At 45.3% G+C, this 23,089-nt stretch carries 17 protein-coding genes; all 17 read right to left on the bottom strand.

Going from position 1 to position 23,089, the window contains the following annotated elements; genetic code table 11:
* Positions 1 to 43: 43 nt before the first annotated feature.
* A complete protein-coding gene (locus T525_RS0105865) occupies positions 44 to 865 on the bottom strand; it encodes a PD-(D/E)XK nuclease family transposase (RefSeq protein WP_037325238.1) in 822 nt (273 codons plus the stop codon).
* Between the two features lie 657 nt (positions 866 to 1,522).
* Entirely contained in the window at positions 1,523 to 3,148 is a 1,626-nt protein-coding gene (locus T525_RS0105875) for a GGDEF domain-containing phosphodiesterase (protein ID WP_027406450.1), read from the bottom strand.
* Complete coding sequence (locus T525_RS0105880; RefSeq protein WP_051533438.1) at positions 3,145 to 4,509, bottom strand: MFS transporter; 1,365 nt, start codon at positions 4,507 to 4,509, stop codon at positions 3,145 to 3,147. Before T525_RS0105880 ends, T525_RS0105875 begins: the two co-directional genes overlap by 4 nt.
* Positions 4,510 to 4,652: 143 nt before the next feature.
* The gene (locus tag T525_RS0105885) at positions 4,653 to 6,608 is read right to left on the bottom strand and encodes a methyl-accepting chemotaxis protein (RefSeq protein ID WP_027406452.1); all 1,956 of its coding nucleotides are present in this window, start codon (positions 6,606 to 6,608) and stop codon (positions 4,653 to 4,655) included.
* A 191-nt stretch (positions 6,609 to 6,799) separates the two neighbouring features.
* Complete coding sequence (alaS, locus tag T525_RS0105890) at positions 6,800 to 9,415, bottom strand: alanine--tRNA ligase (protein ID WP_198022633.1); 2,616 nt, start codon at positions 9,413 to 9,415, stop codon at positions 6,800 to 6,802.
* 183 nt (positions 9,416 to 9,598) lie between these two features.
* Entirely contained in the window at positions 9,599 to 10,618 is a 1,020-nt protein-coding gene (locus T525_RS0105895) for a restriction endonuclease subunit S (protein ID WP_027406454.1), read from the bottom strand.
* Positions 10,619 to 10,624: 6 nt separating this feature from the next.
* Entirely contained in the window at positions 10,625 to 10,795 is a 171-nt protein-coding gene (locus tag T525_RS16270) for a hypothetical protein (protein WP_156945602.1), read from the bottom strand.
* Positions 10,796 to 10,987: 192 nt separating this feature from the next.
* Positions 10,988 to 11,410 (bottom strand): type II toxin-antitoxin system MqsA family antitoxin, encoded by a 423-nt coding sequence (locus T525_RS0105905; protein ID WP_027406455.1) that lies wholly within the window; start codon positions 11,408 to 11,410, stop codon positions 10,988 to 10,990.
* Positions 11,411 to 11,419: 9 nt separating this feature from the next.
* The gene (locus T525_RS16790) at positions 11,420 to 11,587 is read right to left on the bottom strand and encodes a type II toxin-antitoxin system MqsR family toxin (protein ID WP_084276920.1); all 168 of its coding nucleotides are present in this window, start codon (positions 11,585 to 11,587) and stop codon (positions 11,420 to 11,422) included.
* Positions 11,588 to 11,667: 80 nt separating this feature from the next.
* Positions 11,668 to 11,862, bottom strand: a complete 195-nt coding sequence (locus tag T525_RS0105910) for a type II toxin-antitoxin system MqsR family toxin (protein WP_027406456.1) — start codon at positions 11,860 to 11,862, stop codon at positions 11,668 to 11,670.
* 260 nt (positions 11,863 to 12,122) lie between these two features.
* Entirely contained in the window at positions 12,123 to 13,454 is a 1,332-nt protein-coding gene (locus T525_RS15855) for an ADP-ribosylglycohydrolase family protein (protein WP_072031629.1), read from the bottom strand.
* A gap of 112 nt (positions 13,455 to 13,566) precedes the next feature.
* Positions 13,567 to 14,550 carry a macro domain-containing protein gene (locus T525_RS0105920; protein ID WP_027406457.1) on the bottom strand — a complete coding sequence of 328 codons (984 nt, stop codon included), beginning with the start codon at positions 14,548 to 14,550 and terminating at the stop codon, positions 13,567 to 13,569.
* A 179-nt stretch (positions 14,551 to 14,729) separates the two neighbouring features.
* A complete protein-coding gene (locus T525_RS14380; protein ID WP_051533439.1) occupies positions 14,730 to 17,525 on the bottom strand; it encodes an ATP-binding protein in 2,796 nt (931 codons plus the stop codon).
* On the bottom strand, positions 17,518 to 18,615 hold the full coding sequence (locus T525_RS14385; RefSeq protein WP_051533440.1) for a BMP family ABC transporter substrate-binding protein: 1,098 nt from the start codon (positions 18,613 to 18,615) through the stop codon (positions 17,518 to 17,520). The genes T525_RS14380 and T525_RS14385 overlap by 8 nt, the downstream gene beginning before the upstream one ends.
* A complete protein-coding gene (locus tag T525_RS0105940) occupies positions 18,608 to 19,699 on the bottom strand; it encodes a BMP family ABC transporter substrate-binding protein (protein WP_027406458.1) in 1,092 nt (363 codons plus the stop codon). Before T525_RS0105940 ends, T525_RS14385 begins: the two co-directional genes overlap by 8 nt.
* Positions 19,700 to 19,711: 12 nt before the next feature.
* On the bottom strand, positions 19,712 to 22,246 hold the full coding sequence (locus T525_RS14390) for an ATP-binding protein (RefSeq protein ID WP_051533441.1): 2,535 nt from the start codon (positions 22,244 to 22,246) through the stop codon (positions 19,712 to 19,714).
* 18 nt (positions 22,247 to 22,264) lie between these two features.
* Positions 22,265 to 23,068 carry a response regulator gene (locus T525_RS15555; protein ID WP_051533442.1) on the bottom strand — a complete coding sequence of 268 codons (804 nt, stop codon included), beginning with the start codon at positions 23,066 to 23,068 and terminating at the stop codon, positions 22,265 to 22,267.
* Positions 23,069 to 23,089: the final 21 nt, after the last annotated feature.

A 23,089-nucleotide genomic window follows, 5' to 3' on the forward strand; every position in this document is an offset into this window, starting at 1 on the left:
CTGAATATATTCTCCAGCCCCCGGCTAAATGTATAACTAAATATCACTGTACAGATGTACAGGCCTCCATTTCCTTCTTAAACTCATCTAAGGTCATGCCGACCTTATCCGCAGCTACTTGTTCAGATATTGTTCCGTCCTTGAGAAGGTCAATTGCAAGCTTTAGTTTTCCTCTTTTCTCTCCACGGGCTTCTCTCCTTGCAGCATATTTTTCAGCAAATTCTTCCAAAATTTTACACACTTTGGCCACCCCCTCATCGGTCTCTTTCAAATATCTCATTCTATCAGCCAGTATGGACGACTTCATTTTACCGGCTTTAAGGCATTTAAAATCTCTTAACATCTGTCCCAATTCAGTGTTAATATCGTCATATTCCCCATTAACATAAATAATATGTGCTCCATCCTCGAAGCTTTTTTCCGTTTCCTCTATCTTTCTGTTAATGTGATACAATGGTTCGTTTTGTTCCAAAACATCCTTTGCAGTGATGAAGATAACATAAGTTTCCGGCAGATCTGACCAATCGGCACCCTTGTTTAAGGATCGATAGTCCATCATACTGCTGTTATAACGGGCTCGTCTCGGTATAGCTCCATCATTGTCGTTTTGGACTTCAAAATCATACTCCCGTCCTTCATTGTCAGTTGCGAATACATCAAAGCGTACACCTCTGGCATAAAGATTTGGAATGCTATGTTGGGTCTCAATTCTATTGATAACCAAGTCATTCCTCTCCATGATAACATTTAAAACATAGGTCATACCCTCAATGTTATCTGCCATAAAGCAGTTGAAGAAGGTATCATCCATAAGACAAAACCTCTGGACTGCTTCCAACAGTTCCTGCCTCTCCTCTTCTTCCATAAAACTATCACCGCTTTCTGTGATTATACCATAAATATTATCTTTCTTCTATTATGGTTCTCCTATTCTTTATATTAATAATAACATATATTATATGGTAATACAATATTTATTTATGTGATAATATCGTATTACTTAATATTATAATGAGTGTGTGTTAAATATTCAAAATTAGATGTAGACATAAAAAAGGGCCTGTCCCATGTGAAAGGACCCCATAACTGCAATTACTATTTAAATATGCCAGAAATAAAATACCTGCCACATTGAATGTAATGCAGCAGGTATATTTTCGGCTTTTTCACAGGCGACAAAGTCGCACTTACATCGAGGCGTATATATAAATACTGCCCATGCTGAGCCTGCGGCACAAGGACTACGTTCTTGCAGGCGAAAAATTTCCCTCGTTTAAGTTTAATCTGCATCAAAAAACTCCCGTTTAATCAACGGGAGTTTTCTTAGTATAATCGGGTGGCACGGGATAAGGACATGAAGCATGCTGAGCTCAAAATGCCACATCAGCACATAATCTATTTGAGCTGACATGAGGTGGCGGACGGCCGCGAAGCCCGTCCATACTAATTTTAGCCGATAAACACATTGATGTGGCACTGCGAAGCAAATGAATGTCCTATCCCGTGACAGGACCCGTTTAATTTAAGCCGGCTTCAGCATCTTCTCATAATCCTCCACGCACAGAGGACGGCTGAAGTAGTAGCCCTGAATCATATCGCAGCCCAGGTCCTTTAAGATATCCACCTGGAACTTCTCCTCTATGCCCTCGGCCACTGTCTTTATCCCCAGATCCTTGGCCATCATCAGCATATAGCGCACAACGGCCAGATCCTGATTGCTCATATTAATGGTCATGGAATCAAAGAAGCTCTTATCAAACTTCAGAATATCCAGTGGAATACGGTTCAGCAGTCCCAAAGAGGAACAGCCTGTGCCGAAATCGTCCATGGCAATCTTGAAGCCCATCTTGTGTATTTCATTAATGAAATCAATTACCACTTCTTCGTCAGTACCAGTGGCGCTTTCCAAAATCTCAAACTCAATAAGGTCCTGAGGAATATCAAAGAGATACAGCTTTTCCTTTACGAACTGCAAATAACCGGCCCCGTTCTGCATGGTTGGGCGGGTTACATTAACGGAAACAGGATGAACCTCCAATCCCTTGGAACGCCATTCGCAGATATTCTGGCACACCAGATCCATAACGTGCATATCCATACGGAGGGCATTGCCGTCCCGCTCAAAGAGAGGAATAAACTTCCCCGGCGGCATAAAGCCCATTTCAGCACTGTTCCAGCGAATCAGCGCCTCAGCCCCGCCATGGACAGCCTTATCTCCCCCAATGTAGAACTTAGGCTGGTAGTACATCATGAACTCGCCACGCTCTATACCGATAAGGAAGGCATCCTCAATCTTCTTGTCCTCAAAAATCTCCTTGCGCATGCTCTCATCAAAGAGATAAACACTATTTATATTTTCAGTCTTGCCCCGCTTGCGGGCAATATTGGCATTATCTGCAAACTTGGCAGCCAGCTCCCTGCATCTTTCACGCAGGGCGTTATCAGAACAATCCTTCAGAGTATCCCTTATCTCATTGGCATATATATGCATGCCACCGGCGGAGAAGGAAATCATGTGATTGTATATGCCCCCATTCAGGTTACCCTGAATATCCTCATCATCGGTGGAAACAAGATCAATAGCCACATTATCAAGAATACTGCGAATACGCCTGTAATCCGTATCCCTGTCCTGACTCTTCAAAAGCATGTAGAAAACATCATTGGTGATGCGGTAGCACTTCTCACCGTCACGAAGATTATTGGAAAGCAAATCACCAACCATGCGGATAATCTTGGTACCGCAGGCAAAGCCGAAAACATCATTTACAGCCTTGAATTTATCAATGTCCAGGGCCACCATAATATAGTCCTGAATATTCTTTTCATCGGACAGGAGGCTCATAACATCCTCATTATAGCCCACAATACTTGGCAGCTGGGTAACATTGTCCATTATATCCCGCTCATGGCTCTCATATAGCCGCTTCTTCTCAGAAAATATGGCATAGCCGGCAGTTACTGCCACCAGCAAAAATACCGCCACCAGGCCCTTGTTAAGATAATTGGCCATAGCCAGGGACTCAGCCTTTGGCAGCACCGACATAAGCTGGAATTCCATATAATTGCTAAGGGCAAAAAGGGCAACACTGGTAACAAGGGCCAAGCAAACAATTATGGAGCTTCGCTGTTGAATAATCCTTTTCATAGGGAAGCCTCCCCCTCCTTTTTCTTTCTGGCCAATGAAGCCAGTATTCCGAACATACAAATTATGGAAAATATCCTAAATATCATCTGAATAGCCCCCAGCAGGGCATCATTGTCAGCACCCGTTACGGACTGAACGGAATTTACGTCCATAACAATGGTAACAATGGCCATGGAAAAGGCCTGACCTATAAGCCGCATGGTGGCCAGCAAGGAAGATGCTGTGCCGTAAAACTTGGGCTGACAGGCTCCCAAAATAGCGTTGTTGTTAGGTGATGAAAACAGGGCAAAACCTATGCCAATCAGCATAAGCACGAGCCCCACCGTTATCAGTGAGCTGTCCTCATGAAGCCACGACAGGGCAAAGAGCCCCACGCTGTTTATGGCCATGCCCACAGAGGCCACCACCCCTGGATCTATTTTATCTGACAGTGCCCCTGCCTTTGGTGACAGGGTTGCCATCATAAAGAACTGCAAAAGTATGATTCCGCCGGCCACTGTGGCACTGAGACCGCAAATAACCTGCAAATACATGGAAACAAGAAAGCTTATGGCAAAGGTGGCCGCATAATGAAGCATGGCCGCCAGATTGCTGCATGTAAACACCCGATTGCCAATAAAAAGATTTACATCAAGGATAGGATGTGCGTTTTGACGCTCCACGTAAACAAAGAGGGCCAAAGCGGCCAGACCGGCCACAAAGAGATATATCCCAAGGGTATCCGTTATTTTGGAAAAGCCGTATAAAATAAGGGGAATGGTTATCATATAGCAGAGACTGCCCTTGTAATCAAAGGGGGCTCCCCTGTCCCCGTACCATTCTTCCTTTACCCTCATCATAAATATGAGTCCTGCGGCTGCCACTGTTCCCGTGAGAAAGAAGAACCACCGCCAGCCGAGGTATTGGCAGATAAGGCCCCCCAGAGCCGGCCCGCATGTGAGGCCAACGTACACAGAGGCTGTCTGGTATCCCAAAATACGTCCCCGTTCCTTTTTATCAAAAACCGAGGCCAATACAGCCATACCAGGGCCAAAAACCATGGCCATAAGCCCACCCTGAAGGAATCTTATATCCATTAGAAAATCCACAGAGGTGGCAAATCCAGCAATTAGAAGGGTTATGGAGAACATGACTATGCCAATTTTGTATAGCCTTTTTCTCCCCAAAATATCCGCTGCCTTACCAAGAGGCAAATTGAAGATGGCGGAGCCAAACAAATATGCCGCCGCTACCCAACTGAGATCCCCCGTCATGGCATCGAATTCCCGGCCTATGGAGGGAAGGGCCACATTAATGCCGCTGCCCACCATGGAGCCTATGAAAGATGTTATCATAACTGCATATAAAACATACTTCTGCAAGTTATCATCCCCCAAATTTACTGTTAGTATAATTTTACTATAAATCGGGGGAATATTCTATTGCAAATATTCAGAAAATTTATCTTTTTTAAAGTGAAATGCCAGACTACAGCTGTAGCCTGGCATTTTTAGGTTATATTTTTTTAATATTTGAATTTACGGGCCTCGCTGTTAAGCTCCTCTGCCAGCTCTGACAGGGAATGGGCCGCTGCGGCAATTTCCTCGTTGGAGGCTGACTGCTCCTCAGTGGCTGCGGAAATTGTCTGAATCTGCCTTGATGTATCACGGCTTACCTTGTCAATGGACTCAACTGCATCTACAATGCTGTTGGCGCCAGTTGATACGGTGACCACAGAAGTGTCAATTTCCTTCATCTGGTCGCTGATGCTGCCCACCTTATCCATGATGTTGCGGAACTGCTCACCTACGTTGCGGATGGCATCAATACCTTCCTTAACGTCCTTGGTACCGGTTTCCATGGTCTTTACGGCCTTTTCAGTCTCAGTCTGAATACCGCCAATACGGGTTCTGATTTCCTCTGCAGACTCCTGGGACTGCTCAGCCAGCTTGCGGACCTCCTCAGCTACTACAGCAAAGCCACGTCCGGCCTCACCGGCACGGGCAGCCTCAATGGCCGCATTCAGTGCCAGCAGATTTGTCTGCTCGGAAATAGCTGTAATGGCATCAACGATCTCGCCAATCTGCTGAGATTTCTCTCCCAGCTGGGCCACAACAGCAGCAGACTGGGTAACACTCTGCTCAATATTGTTCATCTTGCCCACAGCGTCCTCCATAAGGCTCTGGCCCTTTTCTGCCGCCTCGGCAGTGGAATTGGTAGCCTCAGTAACCTGCTCTGCCTTCTTAGCCATGCTGTTAATATCGTTATATACCGCCTCCACATTATGCTTGGCGCTGTCGATATCCATGAGCTGGCTGTCAGTACCATTGGCCACTTCACCTACAGTCTCAGCCACATTCACAGAGGCATCTGCAGACTGGCTGGCATTGGCGGTAAGCTCCTCGGAGGCATTGGCCACCTTCTCGGCAGTGTCCGCAATTTTCTTGATAACTCCCCGTAAATGATCCTGCATTCCATTAAAGGAATTAGCCATATCTGGCAACTCATCACGGGAAGTTACATGAACCCGGTTGCCCTTCAAATTGCCTGCAGCCATGCCCTCAATGGCAATTTTTAGTGACTGGGCCACATTCTGGAGCTGATTGCCGAACATCATGCATGCTCCCAAAATAAGGAGAATACCAATAATGGAAACGACGATAAACTGGTTACGCATGGAAGTTACAGGAGCGAAAACAACATCCTTGCTTACAACAATAGCGGCAATCCAGCCAGTGGTATTCAAAGTGGAGTAAGCAATTACATCGTCACCGTCCATGAAGAAGCCCTCGCCGTTTTTCTGCATTTCAGCAAAATGCTTGCCCCAGTGCTTCTTGTCCACGTTCTCCATAGGAGCAGTGTCATCATTGGCACCAATGATAACACCACCCTGCTCGATAATATATCCGTTACCACTGCCGCGATACTTAAAGTCATCAATCATTTCCTTTACCCGGGCAATCTGCACGTCTTCACAGATAGCTCCCGTAAATCCCCCCTCACCAAAGAAAGGAGTAATACAGGAAATAACCAGGGTATGGGTAATGGCATCCTCATAAGCCTCTGTAACGAAGGTGGTTTTCTCACCCATGGCCTTCTTGTACCAAGGTCTGGTGGTGGCATCGATTACACCGGTAATATCCCCGTCCTTGAAGCTGTTCAATGCACCATCCTTGTGAGCGGCTATCATACCCAAAATAGTAGGGTCATCACCGCCCATGGCCAGATTGCTGCGGGTCATAACAGCCTCATGGGTACCCCCGGCATTGGTGATAACCTGGCCACAGGCCTTGGACATGGCCATACGGCCCTCTACCCATTCACCTGTTTCGCCGCGCTCTGACTGGGCCACAGCCACCAGCTCCGCCTCAACGCTTTCCTCCAAGGTACTATTGGCCGACATCAGGCCAATAACGGAAATAATGGCCATCAAAAAGCCACAGCCAACGGCCAGCAGTGCAAATTTTTGCTTTAATCGCATAAACCTCACCTTCCCTGATAGTTAATTGGTTAAAAAGTCAAATACCATCAACTAAAATTCATTTACATTTGTAACAATTCGACATTACGTTATAAATCCCTTTAAAATTTTAAAGTATTTTTTACATTTAAAAAGGCCGGAACCTCCAAATTTTAAAGATTCCAGCCTTTGTTTTTGTATATTGCTTTTTATCAGCCCACCTGGGAGGTGAGAACCTCCACAGCCTTTTCAAGGGCAGCGCTGAGATTTTCAGGCTTCTTGCCGCCGGCCTGGGCCATATCAGGACGGCCGCCACCGCCGCCACCAACAACAGCAGCAGCTTCCTTGATAATCTTTCCGGAATGGGCACCCTTGGCCACAGCCTCCTTGGAAGCCTTAACCACAAGGTTAACCTTGTCACCGTTTACAGTACCGAGAACCACAACGCCGTTGGCAATCTTATCACAGGTCATGTCAGCAATGCTTCTCAAATCCTCCATATCAGCAGCATTTACAGAAGCGGCAATTACGCTGACCTCACCTACTGTCTTCACCTGATCGGTGAGAGCAGCAGCATCAGCCTTGGCCTTTTCGGCGTTAACGGCATCCAGCTGCTTCTGAAGGTCCTTGGCCTGGGCAGCCAGAGTTTCCACATGGGATACCAGCTCATCCTCACGGCACTTCAGGGCAGCAGCTGCGTCAGCCACCTGCTTTGCCTTGGCATTGGCATATTCCAGAGCCTTGCGGCCAGTGATGGCCTCGATACGGCGAACACCAGCGGCTACACCAGTCTCAGATACAATCTTGAAGAGACCGATCTGGCCAACGTTGGATACGTGGGAACCGCCACAAAGCTCCATGGAGAAGTTTGGCACGCTTACAACACGAACCACGTCACCGTACTTCTCACCAAAGAGAGCCATAGCACCCTTTTCAACAGCAGCGTCCTTGGACATTTCCTCAATAACAACATCGGTGCCCTTGAGGATTTCGTCATTAACAAGCTCCTCCACATCAGCCAGCTGCTGAGCACTTACTGGCTCAAAGTTGGTAAAGTCGAAGCGGAGTCTGTCACCATTTACGGAGGAACCAGCCTGATTAATCTGGTCACCCACAACCTTCTTCAATGCAGCCTGCAGGAGATGGGTAGCAGTATGGTTACGGGCAGAGGAAAGCTTTTCAACCTTGTCCAGCTTGATCTGAACCTTGTCACCAACCTTAAGCTGTCCCTCTTCCACATAGGACTCATGATAAATAGTGCCATCTGGCAGCTTCTTGGCATTAGTTGCCTTGATGCGGCCCAATTCACTTACGAACACGCCGGTGTCACCCACCTGGCCGCCCCCCTCTGCGTAGAATGGGGTAACAGACAGAATAATGCCAGCTTCCTCACCATCCTGGAGGGAATCCACCAGAACGCCATCCTTCCAGATAGCCACAACCTCTGCCTCTGTAGCCTTTTCATCGTGCTTCAGAGCAGCAGTATCAATATTCTTTAAATCAGGAACGGCAAAGCGCTGATTCTCAGCACGGGCTGCACGGGCACGGTCACGCTGCTCCTGCATCTCCTTGTCAAAGCCTTCCTTGTCAAAATCCAAACCATTTTCCTGAAGAATCTCCTCAGTAAGCTCCCAAGGGAAACCGAAGGTGTCGTAGAGCTTGAAGCTCAGCTCACTGTCAAGAGCCTTCTTCCCGGCCTTCTTGGCCTCAGCCATGTAGCCGTCCAAGAGCTCCAGACCCTGCTCCAAGGTAGCGGAGAAACGGTCCTCCTCCAGGGAAATAACCTTCTTGATGTAATCCTGCTTCTGGGCCAGTGCCTCGAAATCGCTGGCACCGTCATAAATCTTGCAAACTGCATCTACTGCACCCTCAAGGAACTTGTCCTTAATGCCCAGCATTCGGCCATGACGGATAGCACGGCGGAGAATGCGGCGCAGTACATAACCACGGCCCTCGTTGGAAGGCAGAATGCCATCCATAATCATAATGCTCATGGAACGGGCATGGTCAGCAATAACCTTCAAGGAAACGTCCTTGTCAACGTCAGAACCATACTCAACTCCGGATACCTTGGAAGCGTACTCAATAATAGGGAACAGCAAATCAGTCTCGAAGTTGCTTGGAACACCCTGAATTACGGAAGCAATACGCTCCAGGCCCATACCAGTATCAATATTCTTGTTTTCCAGATCGTTGTACTTGCCGTCCTCAGTGCGGTCGAACTGGGTAAATACGTTGTTCCAGATTTCCAGATAACGGTCGCAGTCACAACCTACTGCACAATCAGGGCTGCCACAGCCGCGCTCCTCACCAAGATCGAAATAAATCTCAGTATCAGGACCGCATGGACCAGGGCCGATCTCCCAGAAGTTGTCATCCAATGGAACGATATGGGTTGGGTCGAAGCCAGGCTGCTCCTCCCAAATCTTGCGGGCCTCATCATCCTTTGGATAAATGGTAGCCCACAGCTTGTCCTTTGGCATTTCCAGAACCTCAGTAAGGAACTCCCACGCCCAAGGAATAGCTTCCTTCTTGAAATAATCGCCGAAGGAGAAGTTGCCCAGCATCTCAAAGTAGGTCTGATGACGGGCAGTACGGCCTACATTTTCAATATCACCAGTACGAACGCAACGCTGGCTGGTGGTAATACGAGGGCGAGGTGGCTTTACCTTGCCAGTAAAATATGCCTTAAACGGCGCCATGCCGGCACCAATCATTAACAAAGTAGGGTCATTTTCAGGAATAAGGGAAGCACTTGGCAGACGCAAGTGACCTTTCTTTTCAGCAAAGAAAGTAAGATAAGCCTCTCTAAGCTCATTACCTGTCATTTTCTTCAAAATAATCTACCTCCAAGGATATGTAAAATGTAAGTATTCACACTAACTGTAAGATTATACCATATTTGCGGGCCAATATGAAGATTTACACAAAAAAATCGGACTGCTTCGGCCAGTCCGATTTCCTTAAGTAACTTTACTTTATCATATTAACTAATTAAAAAGTTAAATGCTTCAGTCCTGCTCCTGGAATTTTTCCTTCAAAAAGTCCAAAGAGCTTGCCTCCGTTGGGTCATTGGTGCCCAGCTTCCCGCTAAAGGCCTTTAACAGAATGGCTTGTCTGATATCACCAATTGAATCAAGGGTCTCTTCGCAGGCGGCGGTTATTTTCTCCTCCTTGTTCAGCAGATTACGCAAAACGGAATTGATTTCCTGCTGTTCCGAAAGGCTTGGAATCCGGGCCTGTACATCTATCATTTCTTTGGTGTCAGCATCATAACGAACATAGCCCAACTTATCAAACCAGTTCAAAAATGACTCATATACATCCTTTGATGACAGGGATTTAAGGGACCAGCTGTCGTCTCCGATGCCCTTCACCTTGCGCCAGTAGGAGGTCAGCTTTCCAGTAATTCCCCCATAAATAAGGGTCTTCCTTCTCTGCTCTGCTCCATCAAGTACCCCTTGCACCTTTGCCTCTGCCCTGTCAAGATCAGAGCACATGGTCCCGATTGCGGCAACTATACGTTTCTGCTCCGAAAGGGGAGGAAATGGAATGGGCATATTCTGCAGGGTCTTCCCCGTAACCTGGCCAGAGCTGGACTCTGAGGCACTTTCATAAAGATAGTCCTCAAAATGAAGCAGCAGCAATCTGGTATAATCCTTGTCCATGACACCGCTTCTGATGGCAGACACCCCACGGCCCAGACAATATTCCCCATCTGCTATGACAGGCATACCAATATTGGTTTTGGTGGATATAATAACATCCCCCGCCTGGGATAATCTCGTCACAACCTTGGCATATCTTTTTACACTTATGGAATTGTTTGCCAGATCTGCCCAGCCGCTTATCAGGGGAGTAAAGCCTTCATCCTCTGTGATGTCATCACGTTTTGGGGACTGGCCCAATATTATATCACTGACACTGCCCAGCCTTACCCAGCACCAATTATCCGGCACCTTATATAGCTGTTCCTCCGGCACCAGGGCATTATTTATCTTTTCCTCTAAGGTCAGTTGTTTCTTCGCCATTTACCCTTATGCCTCCAATGATTCCAAGGTATTTACCACACCCCGCAAAAGGCTTGCCGCTTCCTCCAGCTGGGCTGCCGCTTCCCTGGCTGCCTCCAGGGGATCCGGCAGCTGTTCCAGCTCTGCCTCAAGGGTCTCCTGCTCTGTAAGTGTATTTAAGCTATTTTCAAGTTCCACGTTTCTTTCCCTCCAGGATATTCCTCTATATAAATTGATATATTTTCAAAAAATCATACCAATAATAATGATAATATATGACGCTGGATTTGACAAATAAAGTTGCGATTTTGTAGATTTTGTAGAATAACTCAGCCATTTAATACCATAATTAAAAACGCCGGAAAACCTCCGGCGTTATCTTTAAATATATTATTCTCCTGCCATCACAGCTGCAGGCAAAGTCTTGAGCAACGCTGGGTTAGCCGACAATACTCTAAGCAGATTTGATATGGCCCTGCTAGGCAACACATCACCACTCTCGTACTTTTGAAAAGCCCTTTTTCCGCCACCTAAAATAAGTCCAGCCTGAATCTGGGATAATTTTAGGCTTTTTCGGATTGAGCGTATCTCAGCTGGTAACAGCAGATGCTCAACTTCAGCCTTTAATTCCTTTATTGCCCTATCATAGATTTTTAGGTCGTCCTGAGTAAAAGTGGGCTCACATTCATTATTTGAAGGATACCAACCAGGCATATCAAAGGTTCTACTCTGTCCTTGGTAAGTTATAGTAATAGGTCGAATATCCCGTTTTAATTCAGTACCAGTTTCAATATCATATTTGATTTTTTCCATGATGGCACCTCATTTCTCTTTAAAAGATAGCAAATCAAACTCAGTAATAGTCCCTTGAACAAATTTTATATATATCAAATAGTCCTTATATGGTACATGGTAAACATCCTGCCATATTTGATGATTTTTATAACGCCATTGTTCAAATTTTTCTTCTTTAGAAGAAAAATCTTCCAATTAGCGTTTCAACGAGCTGGGAGATATTCTCACCAGCTGTTGTAGTTTGTTTTCCCCCACCTAAAGAGGAAGGGGACATCTTAAAGCTCGTTATAAGATGTCATTGATTTATAGAAATGTTCCGGGAGCATGGAATCCACTGCCTGGAAAATATCCTTGAGTTCAAATCCCATAGCTGCAGCACCAAACAAAGCTGATTGCTTAATACCATATTTAGACTTCTTAAACGAATCCAAATTATATGTTGGAGTGTATTTGTCCATTACATTAGGCATAGTTCAACCTCGCTTTCATTATAAACCATAATGGTGTATTTTGTAAATAAATGTTAATGCGCAAAATCAACCTTTTCCAAACAAAAAAGCCTTTGGAGTCCGCATTCCAATATGAATTAGAATACAGCTACCAAAGGCCCGTTAGGCTTATTCTTTTATACACCTGTTTGGTACTTATATTTTATTATCAAAAGTTTATTATGTCAACATTGAATCATTATTAAGTAAAGTGTCTTTATTCTTTAATAATTATTTGTGTTTTATCTCCCAACCCTTGAACGTATCTTTTCAACTATCTCAGCCATTTCCAAGTGCAGTATTACCGGTTCAGTAAATGGATTAAGCACAATACCAAAAATTCTATTTTTATAAAATTGTGCAATTTCAAGAATTTCCAAAAAATGCTTTGCCACCTTGGAATATTGATTTTCATATTCTCCCATAACTTCTACACTGGAAAAAACAGGGATAAAATCGTCTTCTCCATTTGAGATAATTACTGGAACCAGGCGAACAGGTTCTTCATTTGTAAATTCCATACCTACCAAAGAATCCAAATTGTCACCTGCCATTTGTATAATTTTATTCAAGGATGTCTGATCCTTACTACCTGATATCGCATTGCATGGTATCCAAACATTACTATCTCTCAAAACTGCCAATAAATTCCAAAAACTATCATCCGTATTCCAATATTTATATTTTCTGATAGCTTCCCTTAAAAGCGCTCCATCAGATAATTCTTCTTCAGAAAGCTTTTTTCCTTTTCCTCTGTATAAAATCCACATTTCATCAACAACTTCATAGAAGCGGTTTACTATAGTAATCATTTCTTCTGGTAAATTATTTCGGCACTCAGCCACTAATTCATCCGGAATACCATAATAGGCTTCAGCAATACTTCCAGCTATACATGCCAATGTATCTGTATCACCGCCAAGGGAAATGGTTGTTCTAATTACATCTTCAAAATCTTCACCTTCCAAAAAAGCCGTTATAGCTTCTGGTACTGACCTTTGACAGGTTTCATCATGATGATAGTTTGGCCTGATTTCATCACATGTACGGGATAAATCATACCCTATAACATCTGTAACAAATGATTTTATTTCAACCTTATCTTTTCCATCCAGAGCCAAATAAATTGAACCAGCTACAGCCTGAGCTCCTTTTATTCCTTCCGGATGATTATGAGTTACTTCTGCTGTCAGGCGAGCTAATTTCATGGCTTCTTCCAAACTGGTCGCAAGCCAGCCGGCAGCTAATACCCGCATTGCAGAACCGTTGCCAAAGCTGTTGTAGGGCTGAGGATTATCGGCTTCAAGCCATCTGCTAAACATGGCTCCATAACCTGCATTTGGATAATCACTGCCCCAATTTTGCATAGAGGCAATCAGAGCCTGTTTTAATTCCTCATCAGAATCAAATTCATCATAAACATAATCAAGCAGCACCTCAGCCACTGCCACAGTCATCACAGTATCATCGGTAAAATTTGACTTATCGCAAAAAAGCGGAAAATCTTTCGTCTTATTTCCTCTGTCAAACTCATAAGGAGCACCAATCATATCGCCTAAAATTGCACCATACATATATATTCCTCCTTCAAAATCACCATTCCAATTCTTTTGATGGTCAAATATTATCAAAATAATTTATCTATATGGTATCCTGTCAGGCGACATTTTGGTGAGCTATCAAAGCCTAGCAGCCCAATGTTGATTCCCCTTTTTCAAACAGGACCTGATTTATGGTATCGATATCGTATTTCCCGTGTCTGATAAAATATTCAATGATTACGTCGCTCACGTTGCTATGGGAAAAGGCATAGCCAGCACGGGCCAGCAGATTACTGGTTTCAGCCAAATCCAGCTCCAAGGCTATGGCCAAAGCGTAAACAGTGGCTTTTTTCGGCTTGTAATCCTTATTTTTCCGTATTTTTGCGAAATGCTGACGATTAATATTGGCCCTTTTATACACCTGGTGATCCTTCTTGCCCTGGGCATCAATAATTTTAAACAAGGCTTCCGAGAAGGTCTCTGTCATATTATCCAGCATTTCCTCCAAAGAACGGGAATCCGTGCCGCTTCTACCATAGAGAGCCGCCTCCCGCTCCCGTCTGCGTCGATTACCATCACGGTGTTCCTGGGACAGGTGCTCATCCACATAAACTTCATCAATGTAATTCTGCACATCATAAAAAAGGCTGCTGGAAATTTTGAAGGACTCCCGATCGAACATCACCATATAAACATCCAAATCATGCTTATCAATAAACTCCCGAATTGCCCTGGTGGCAGTGGCAATGGCAATCTCCGCTGGACAGCCGAATATACCGGCAGAAATCAAAGGAAAGGCTATGGAGCTGCATTCATGGTCTGCTGCAAGCTGGAGAGAATTTTGATAACAGCTGGCCAACATATCCCGTTCCCCCTGTTTTCCGTCCTGCCAGACCGGGCCAACGGTGTGTATTACATATTTTGCCAAAAGATTATAGCCAGGGGTGATATAGGCTTTTCCCGTGGCAATATCCCCAATCTTTTGCCGGGCAACCAGCAGCTCCGGACCCGCCGCTTGGTGAATGGCCCTGTCCACGCCGCCCCCCACTATAGCTCTTGGATTGGCCGAATTAACAACAGCATCCACCTGCATTTTTGTTATATCGTTTCTGACAATTTCCAAAGGCATCACAGATCAACTCCTGTCAAAATACTACTTTATCATTCAACAGCCCCAGCAAATATTCCTTCACCAGCCATACCAATATTAGCAAAAAATCAATTGCCATAAGAAAAGTCCTGCCACCACAAAGCGACAGGACCCTACCTTAAATAACAGCGTCTATGTTCAACATTATCGTTGGACCCTTAACCCAAAATTTTCAAAATTCCCTCGTAATCCAGCTGGTCAGCAGCAGCCTTAAGCCTGCAGTAAAGCTCCTCATAATCCTCTGGAATTTTGTATTCCTCCATTTCGACGAAAATATCCTCCAGGCGGTTACCATCCATATCATCAGCAGCAGCCCGGATTTCCTCAATTACTCCCTCCAGCAGCTCCGGATCAGCCTCTGGCTTGTCCTCGTCCTCCTTGAAGGCAAATACCTCTGCCAATGGTTCCTTGAAGCTCCTGAATTTCGCCATAAATTCCCCGTTATGGGCCTGAATATAATTCAGATCATCAGCTTTTCCCGCATCCTCAAGCTTTTGGGCCTCATCCCCAAATTCCATGGCACCGATTAGCCGGGCTGAGCTCTTTAAAGCATGAACCTTGGTGGTGTAATCCTTAATATTGCCATCCTCATAGTAGCCCTCTATCTCTGCGGCCCTATCATCCAGGGATTCGTAGAATACCCGCAGCAATGGCAGATATGCCTCCATGTCGCCACTGTTTTGGATTCCAAGCTTCAGATCAATCCAGTCCTGCCCCTGCAGTGGTGCCAGCAGCTCCGAAAGCTCAGCAGTGTTTCCTGCCTCCGCCCCCGCCATATTGCCTTTGTCTGTCTCCTTTACTGTCGCTGTTGCTGACCTAGTCTCCGGCTTAGTATCCACTTGCTGGGCTTTCCCAATTTTCTCCTTCGGCAAATAATTTATCAGCATATCCTCCAGCTTGCCTGAATCAATTGGCTTGGTAAGATAATCGCTAAAGCCCTCCTCAATGTACCTCTCCCTTGATCCGGAAATAGCATTGGCCGTGAGACAGACGGCAATGGTGTTCTGATTGATATTGCCATTTTGCTCCCTCAGCTCATGGAGTGTTTCTATACCATCCTTCCCCGGCATCATGTGGTCAAGGAAAATAATATCATACTTTTTATCCTGGGTAAGCAAAAGTGCCTCGTCCCCATCATCGGCCGTATCCACCTGCACCTGGGTTTTCTTCAGCAGACTCTTAAATACCATCAGATTCATTTGATTGTCATCCACCACCAGAACCTGGGCATCAGGGGCAACGAATTTCTCCTGATAAAAGTTGCGCTCTTTAATCAGGGCCTGATAAGCGGCCTCATAATTTCCCAGTGGCTCCCAATTAATTACCCTTTGCTCCAGATAGAAATAGAATTTCGTCCCATGGCCATAATCGCTTTCCACCTGGATTGTACTGCCCATCATATTTAACAGATTAAGGGTAATGGCCATGCCGAGACCGGTGCCCTCCACCTTACGATTGCGTTTTTCCTCAATGCGCTCAAATTTTTCAAAGAGCTTCTTCAGATCCTCCGGCTTTATGCCAATACCAGTATCCTTTACTGCCACATACAAACGCACACCGTCCGGATTGTCTGCAATCCTCTCAAAACCCAATGTGAAGGTCACGGAACCCTTTTCCGTATACTTCACCCCATTGGTCAGGATATTGGTAATTACCTGCTTAATCCGCACCTCATCACCGTACAAATTCTTTGGAGTGTTAGGGTCAAAATCCAGAGAAATAGTAAGGCCCTTGGCATCTGCCCTGGTCTGCACCATATTTACCAGATCATTGAGCACTGATGACAAATCGTACTCCACTGGAATAATCTCCAGCTTGCCGGCCTCAATTTTTGAAAAGTCCAGAATATCGTTAATAATTCCCAGAAGGGTATTCCCTGCGCTTTTTATGCTGCTTGCATAGGCGAGAATATTATTGTCCTGACATTCCCGCAATATCATCTCGTTCATTCCCAGCACTGCATTAATAGGGGTTCGGATTTCATGGGACATATTGGCAAGGAAACCGCTCTTGGCCTTGGAGGCTTCCTCTGCCAATGCCTTGGCATGTCTGAGCTCCTCCCCCTCGTATATCTTGCCCCAAACATAGAATACATAGGCAGAGCCCAGGGCCACCAGCAGCATCAGCAAGCCAAATACCCAAACTACCAAAAGCTTCAGATTGCCTATGCCCTCAGCAGCCTTTTCCAGGGGTACAAAGCCCACCACCAGATAATCCGTGTTTGGAACCTCTGCCTCAAAAAGCATAGTGTCCCCCCGTTTGGTGTAGAAATTGTGGGCAACCGCTACAGAAACCTCCATTTCCCTGTGCATGGAGTGATAATAATTCTCCACTTCCCAGCTTTTTATAAAGTCCACATCTTCCGGACTGGTCCGTGCAAAGGGAACAACTACTTCACCATCACGGGTTATTACACACATCTTGCCAATATCATCGTAACAGCTGATAGAAAATCTTTCAGCAATGGACCTGGTTGGATAAAACCGATAAAGAACATATTTAATATTCTTTCCGTGAAATACCGGACAGGTAAACAAAATGCCCCCGCCTGACACGAAGGTTATGGCATTATTTCCCCGGAAGGAGGTCTGTATTCCATCATAGGTCTGCAGAGACATACTATCCCCATACAGAGCACGACCATCAATGGACAACAACCCCTGCTTAACTCCATTGCTGCCCAATGTTGTTGGTATATGGTGCTCTATATCATCAGGATTTTCCTCGATTTTTTGGGCAATATATGAAAGGATTTCCAATTCGGCACTAAACTTTTCCGAGGTCTGATAGGACAAGGTCTCCGCCTGACGCCTTGTCTGGTTCTCCGTATAACGTACCAGCAGCTCCCCCATTCTTTGATAGAACAGCCAGCCCACCAGCAGCAGTATGGCAGCCAAACAGAGAGAGGCCAAAATATTGGTTTTCTTTTCCTTGAAAAATACGCTATTACTCATATATTTCAACTCCCTCTGCATACCATTCCATACCGGTAAACAGCTCACGGTCACTTATGGTTTCATCCTCAGCGCAACGGAGTTTTCCCTCATTGTCGTAAATCACCCCTGAAAAAACATCCCGTTTTTTTTCTATCCGGTCCTGTTCACGTTCCAGCAACAATCTTGTATCTTTGCTCACCAGATGGGACAAAGGATATAATTTTACTCCCCCTGAGTAAAAATCAAACCAATAGGTGTCGGACATTTTTGCCCTGCCGCTGAGGTAGTCACCCAGCAATTTTCCGTAAATAATCTTCCAATCGTACACAGCCGCCGTCAGAAAGCGCTCTGAAAACTGCTCATAAACGCTGTCATAGCCAATACTGTACAACCCCAGGGCTTCCGCTTCACGTACTGCGTATGGCTTATCTTCATGGTAGGTTATTACATCAGCCCCCTTGGAAGCCAGAAAACGCACACTTTCCCTTTCCTTGACCTGATCATCCCAGCTGCCGGTAAAGCGTACAAGAAGACGTGCATCGGGATTAGCAGTCCGCATTCCCAGGGCAAAGGCATTTATGGATTGACTGGTCTGGGAATTTGGCATGGCCGATACATAGCCAAGTATCCCCGTTCTGCTCTCACATCCCGCCACTATACCAGCCAAATAGCGGGCCTGATAAATCCGTCCCAAATAGGTAGCACGATTTTTCTCTGTACCCTGTCCGGAAATACAAAAGAAGGCCACATCAGGATTATCACGGGCTATAATACCTGCATAATCACCGTAGCCAAAGGAAGACAGAAAAATAACATTTGCCCCTTCATCAATCATGCTCTTAACAGCTCTTATAACAGCTTGGCCCTGCTCAGGCACATTATCACGAATCAGCAGCTTGCAGCCATTTTTGTCACAGGCATCAACAAGGCCGTCATAATGATTCGAATTCCAGCCCAGATCTATTTTTGACCCTACCAAGACTGCCCCCACTATGGTATGTTTTTCATTTTTGGGCAATTCAAAGCTCCTTATTACCACCACAATGGCAACAATAATGAGCGCAGCCAAAATAATTGGAGTAAACCGCATGAACCATTCCTTATTCATCGACAGTCACACCCTCCACATACCAATCAAATTTGTTAAGCATTTCCTCATCTGACATGGATTCGCCTTCGTAGACCCGAAGCTGACCCTGATTATCCCTAATAGGGCCATAAAAAACATCAAATTCCCGGCTGACCAGTCTGTCCTCTGCCTTCCTAACCTCAGCTTCAGTGCCCGGCTTAACATTTTTCGTGAGGGGTGAAATGGAAACTATACCATCCTCCATTTTCATCCACACATTTCTGCCATGAAACTTGCCCTGAAGGCATTTCGTAAGCTCCTGACGGTAATAGGCATCCCATTTCCACACACAGGCTGTCAAATATGTATCTGGTAAGGCACTGGCATTGTCCATATTATAGTCAATGGACCACACCCCGCGATTGTCTGCTTCCATGTTGACCTGGAGAGAATTCGTATGCTTGGCAACTACATCAATAGGATAACGATCCAATAAATCTGCACAGGCTTTTCCCGCGATGCCATCATCTATCCATGACTTACAAAATTTCACATGGATTTGGGCATCGGGACGAACACTGCGCACTCCCAAAGCAAAGGCATTAATTCCCCGATTTACCTGTGAAATAGGAAAAGCGGCCACAAATCCAACATGGCCGGTTTCCGTTCTCATGCCCGCCACAATGCCGGAAAGATAACGGGCCTGATACATTCTGCCGAAAAATGATGAAAAATTACCACCATATCCCGTTCCGGAACACTGGAGAAAATAGACATTTGGGTAGGCTTGAGCTGCTTTTTCCATGGATGCCCCATGATCACTGGAAGTACCAATGACAATCTCGCAACCCTCTTTTTCAATGAGCTTCACAATATCATTGTAGCAATCCTTGCCTATGCGGGTGAAATAAACTGGCTCAATGGGCAGTTCCTTCTTTACAGCTTCCAGGGCCTCATAATGGGTCTGATTATAGCTTCGATCATCATAAGAACCAGAAAGCATTACCCCCACCCTGGTGGTTCTGGCCATCATATCATCATTCTTCGGATCATCATTTATAAGCAGGATACCAGCAACGGCGGATACCAAAACAACGAAAACCACCATGATTATTTTTCTCATAGGCTGGTCCCCCTAACTTAAAAGCTTCAAAATCCCCTCATAATCCAGCTGAGCAGTAGCAGCCTTTAGTTTGTTGTAAAGCTCCGCTTGAGCCTCGGGAATTTTGTACTCCTCCATCTCTGCAAAAATATCCTCCAAACGGTCACCGTCCATATCCTCGGCGGCGGCCCGTATTTCCTCAATTACACCCTCCAGCAGCTCTGCATCAGCCAATGGCTTGTCCTCAGCCTCCTGAGTGGCAAAAACCTCCCCCAAAGGCTCCTTAAAGCTTCTGTATTTCTCCATAAAATCCCGGTGATGGCCACGGATATACTCCATATCCTCAGCTTTTCCCGCATTTTCCAGCTTTTGGGCCTCTTCACCAAAGTCCGTGGCCCCAATAAGGCGGGCGGAGCTCTTTAATGCATGGACCTTAATGGTGTAATCCTTAATATTCCCGGACTGATAATATTCCTCTATCTCATTGGCTTTCTCATCCATGGATTCATAGAATATTTCCAGTAGGGGCATATATGCCTCCAAATCACCGCTATTTTGAATCCCCAGGGAAATATCTATCCAGTCCTGATCCTGAAGTGGGGCCAGCTTTTCCGGGATTTCCGTATTTTCCGCTGGCGCAGTATTATCCCATATATTTTCCTCATCACTGATCTCATGGATTTTTTCAGTTGGGAGATAGGCCAACAGCATATCCTCCAGCTTCACAGAATTTACCGGTTTGGAGAGATAATCAGTAAAGCCGGCGGCAAGATACTCCTCCCTGGCCCCTGCAATGGCATTGGCAGTAAGGCAGATAATCGGAGTGGCAATATTTAGTCCCCCCATCTCAGCCCGCATTTCATGCAATGTTTCGATACCATCCATGCCCGGCATCATGTGATCCAGGAAAACCATGTCATATTTCTTGTCCTTGGCCAGAGAGAAGGCTTCATAGCCATCATTTGCCATATCAATCTGTACCTTTGTCTGCTTCAGCAGGCTCTTGAACACCATGAGATTCATTGGATTGTCATCCACCACCAGAATCGTTGCCTCCGGTGCCGTAAATCTCTCACGGTAGTTCCGATGTTCCAAAGCCAATGTACGGGCATAGGACTCCCAATCCCCCAAAGGCTCCCAGTCAATAACATTCTGCTCCAGCTGGAAGAAGAAGTTTGAGCCTTCGCCATAAATGCTTTCCACCTGTAAAGTAGTACCCATTAATTCCAACAGCTTTTGGGTAATGGACAGCCCCAGACCGGAGCCTTCCACATTGCGGTTGCGCCTTTTGTCCATCCGTTCAAACTTTAGGAATAGCCTGTCCATGTCCTCAGGCTTAATGCCAATACCAGTATCCTTTACTGATACACAGAGCAATACCTTGTCCTCATCATTTTCAACCGCCTTAAAGCCCACTGAAAAAGTCACACTTCCCTTTTCTGTGTACTTCACTGCATTTGTCAGTAAATTGGAAAGGATCTGCCTTATACGGACTTCATCCCCCCACAATACCCTTGGTATATCCTGGTCAAAATCAAGGGAAATCTCCAATCCCTTTTCATCTGCCCGCTGCTTCACCATATTTACCACATCATTGAGCACAACTGACAGATCATACTCATCGGAAATAATTTCTATTTTTCCCGATTCAATTTTTGAGAAATCCAAAATGTCGTTAACAAGGCCCAGCAGCATATTTCCGGCGATTTTTACGTTTTCCGAATAATTGATGATATTCTCGTCATTACATTCCCGCAAAATCACCTCATTCATGCCAAGAATAGTATTGATTGGGGTGCGGATCTCATGGGACATATTTGACAAAAACTCACTTTTTGCCTGGGACACCTTCTCCTGAGCCTCAACCTTTTGCATGGATTCCAGCATACCCTGCCGATATCTTTCCAGCTCACCTTTGAATACAAATGTATGAATCAGTTTGGTTCCCATCATAAAGCCTATGGAATACAACGGCAGCAACGGATATTGCAGCTGAATAAGCAGCATAAAGCCCACCACCAGGCCAAAGAGGAATATGGCCCTATAACGGATTTTAGCTGCACTGTCCGCCTGCATCATTGCCTTAAAGGCATAGGCCGAAGTCAAAAACAGCAGTACAATCTGGAATGCCAGCTGTATATGTCTTGCCAAACCAGCCTGATACGTACCACTGTCATCAAACCAGAACAAAATTGGGTTAAAGAAATTCACTGCGGTGACTGCCACAACCACCACAAAGAAAATCTGCCCCGTATAAGACATGATACGTCCGAAAATATTTTCCGCAGCCAAATACTTTACCACGTACTGGGTCCATAGCATTACATCCAGGGCCATGGCAATATAATATATTACCGTATCAAAATAGAGCCAGCTGACCATGTGATTGCTGTCCAGAATCCCCCACATTATGTCGGTGGTATAGTACAGCAAAATACCATATAACAGTTTTTTGTAGGTCCCTAGGGCAGGAATGCTCTGTCTCTCATCACGGTTAAACAAAATATCATAGTTTACAATAAGAAGATCAGCTGCAGCAATCAATCCAATTAAAGCATAATAGAACATGGTGATTGTCCCCTTTAATTATTTTTCAAGAACCCCCTGTAAACTTTCCAATAATTTTTCTTTTGTTGTGGTCTTTAAAATATAGCCGTTTGGCTTCAGGGCCATTACCCGCTGCACCCCTTCACGGGTATCTACACCTGTGAGAAATATCACTGGTATATCCTTGGTATCGGGATCCTGGCGAAGCATCTGGAACACCTGGGGGCCGTCCACTACAGGCATTTCATAATCCAAAAGTATCAAATCCACCGGGGTTTTCAGGGCAAAGGAAATGGCATTCATTCCCCCGGTTACGCTATAAGCCTGATAATCGTCCTTAATCCATTCCCGTACCATTCTGGCGTATGATGGGTCATCATCCACTATGAGTATTTTTTTCTTGGCAGTGATCTCAACGGCCTTTTCCACAGCCAATTCCAGCTCGTCCATTTTCACCGGTCTGTCCAGCCAGATAAAATTTTCAAAATGAGAGTGTTTTTTCAGTAACTCCGGCTTGTCCTTTTTGTCGCCAATGAGCAGCATGCTTCTGCCACGCTCCCATATCATGTCATGAATATGGTTAAGGTGATTTATATCCACCATATTGTCAATAATGCCACTTGGAATATAAATGATAAAGAGCTTGGTATAGGCTGCCACCTCTTTGATTTTCTCAAATTCACCGGCCACAATGGTGACATTATAGCCGCATTCTGCCAGCTTCCGCTCGATGCCCTTCACCACAACGCTGTATTTATACATTACGATAACAATATTTTTTACATTATCGTCCATCCGTATAAATCCTCTTACTGCAATAGTAGTATTATTTTCCTCACCCATAAAATTGTACCTCCCCAGCTC

The sequence above is a fragment of the Anaerovibrio sp. RM50 genome (genome assembly GCF_000622005.1).
Classification (GTDB): Bacteria; Bacillota; Negativicutes; order Selenomonadales; family Selenomonadaceae; genus Anaerovibrio.

What these genes read in the sequence shown, in the direction of transcription:
- T525_RS0105865 (WP_037325238.1), bottom strand. Translation starts at nt 865, where the DNA reads ATGGAAGAAGAGGAGAGGCAGGAACTGTTGGAAGCAGTCCAGAGGTTT.
- T525_RS0105875 (WP_027406450.1), bottom strand. Translation starts at nt 3,148, where the DNA reads ATGAAAAGGATTATTCAACAGCGAAGCTCCATAATTGTTTGCTTGGCC.
- T525_RS0105885 (WP_027406452.1), bottom strand. Translation starts at nt 6,608, where the DNA reads ATGCGATTAAAGCAAAAATTTGCACTGCTGGCCGTTGGCTGTGGCTTT.
- alaS (WP_198022633.1), bottom strand. Translation starts at nt 9,415, where the DNA reads ATGACAGGTAATGAGCTTAGAGAGGCTTATCTTACTTTCTTTGCTGAA.
- T525_RS0105895 (WP_027406454.1), bottom strand. Translation starts at nt 10,618, where the DNA reads ATGGCGAAGAAACAACTGACCTTAGAGGAAAAGATAAATAATGCCCTG.
- T525_RS0105905 (WP_027406455.1), bottom strand. Translation starts at nt 11,410, where the DNA reads ATGGAAAAAATCAAATATGATATTGAAACTGGTACTGAATTAAAACGG.
- T525_RS0105910 (WP_027406456.1), bottom strand. Translation starts at nt 11,862, where the DNA reads ATGCCTAATGTAATGGACAAATACACTCCAACATATAATTTGGATTCG.
- T525_RS15855 (WP_072031629.1), bottom strand. Translation starts at nt 13,454, where the DNA reads ATGTATGGTGCAATTTTAGGCGATATGATTGGTGCTCCTTATGAGTTT.
- T525_RS0105920 (WP_027406457.1), bottom strand. Translation starts at nt 14,550, where the DNA reads ATGCCTTTGGAAATTGTCAGAAACGATATAACAAAAATGCAGGTGGAT.
- T525_RS14380 (WP_051533439.1), bottom strand. Translation starts at nt 17,525, where the DNA reads ATGAGTAATAGCGTATTTTTCAAGGAAAAGAAAACCAATATTTTGGCC.
- T525_RS14385 (WP_051533440.1), bottom strand. Translation starts at nt 18,615, where the DNA reads ATGAATAAGGAATGGTTCATGCGGTTTACTCCAATTATTTTGGCTGCG.
- T525_RS0105940 (WP_027406458.1), bottom strand. Translation starts at nt 19,699, where the DNA reads ATGAGAAAAATAATCATGGTGGTTTTCGTTGTTTTGGTATCCGCCGTT.
- T525_RS14390 (WP_051533441.1), bottom strand. Translation starts at nt 22,246, where the DNA reads ATGTTCTATTATGCTTTAATTGGATTGATTGCTGCAGCTGATCTTCTT.
- T525_RS15555 (WP_051533442.1), bottom strand. Translation starts at nt 23,068, where the DNA reads ATGGGTGAGGAAAATAATACTACTATTGCAGTAAGAGGATTTATACGG.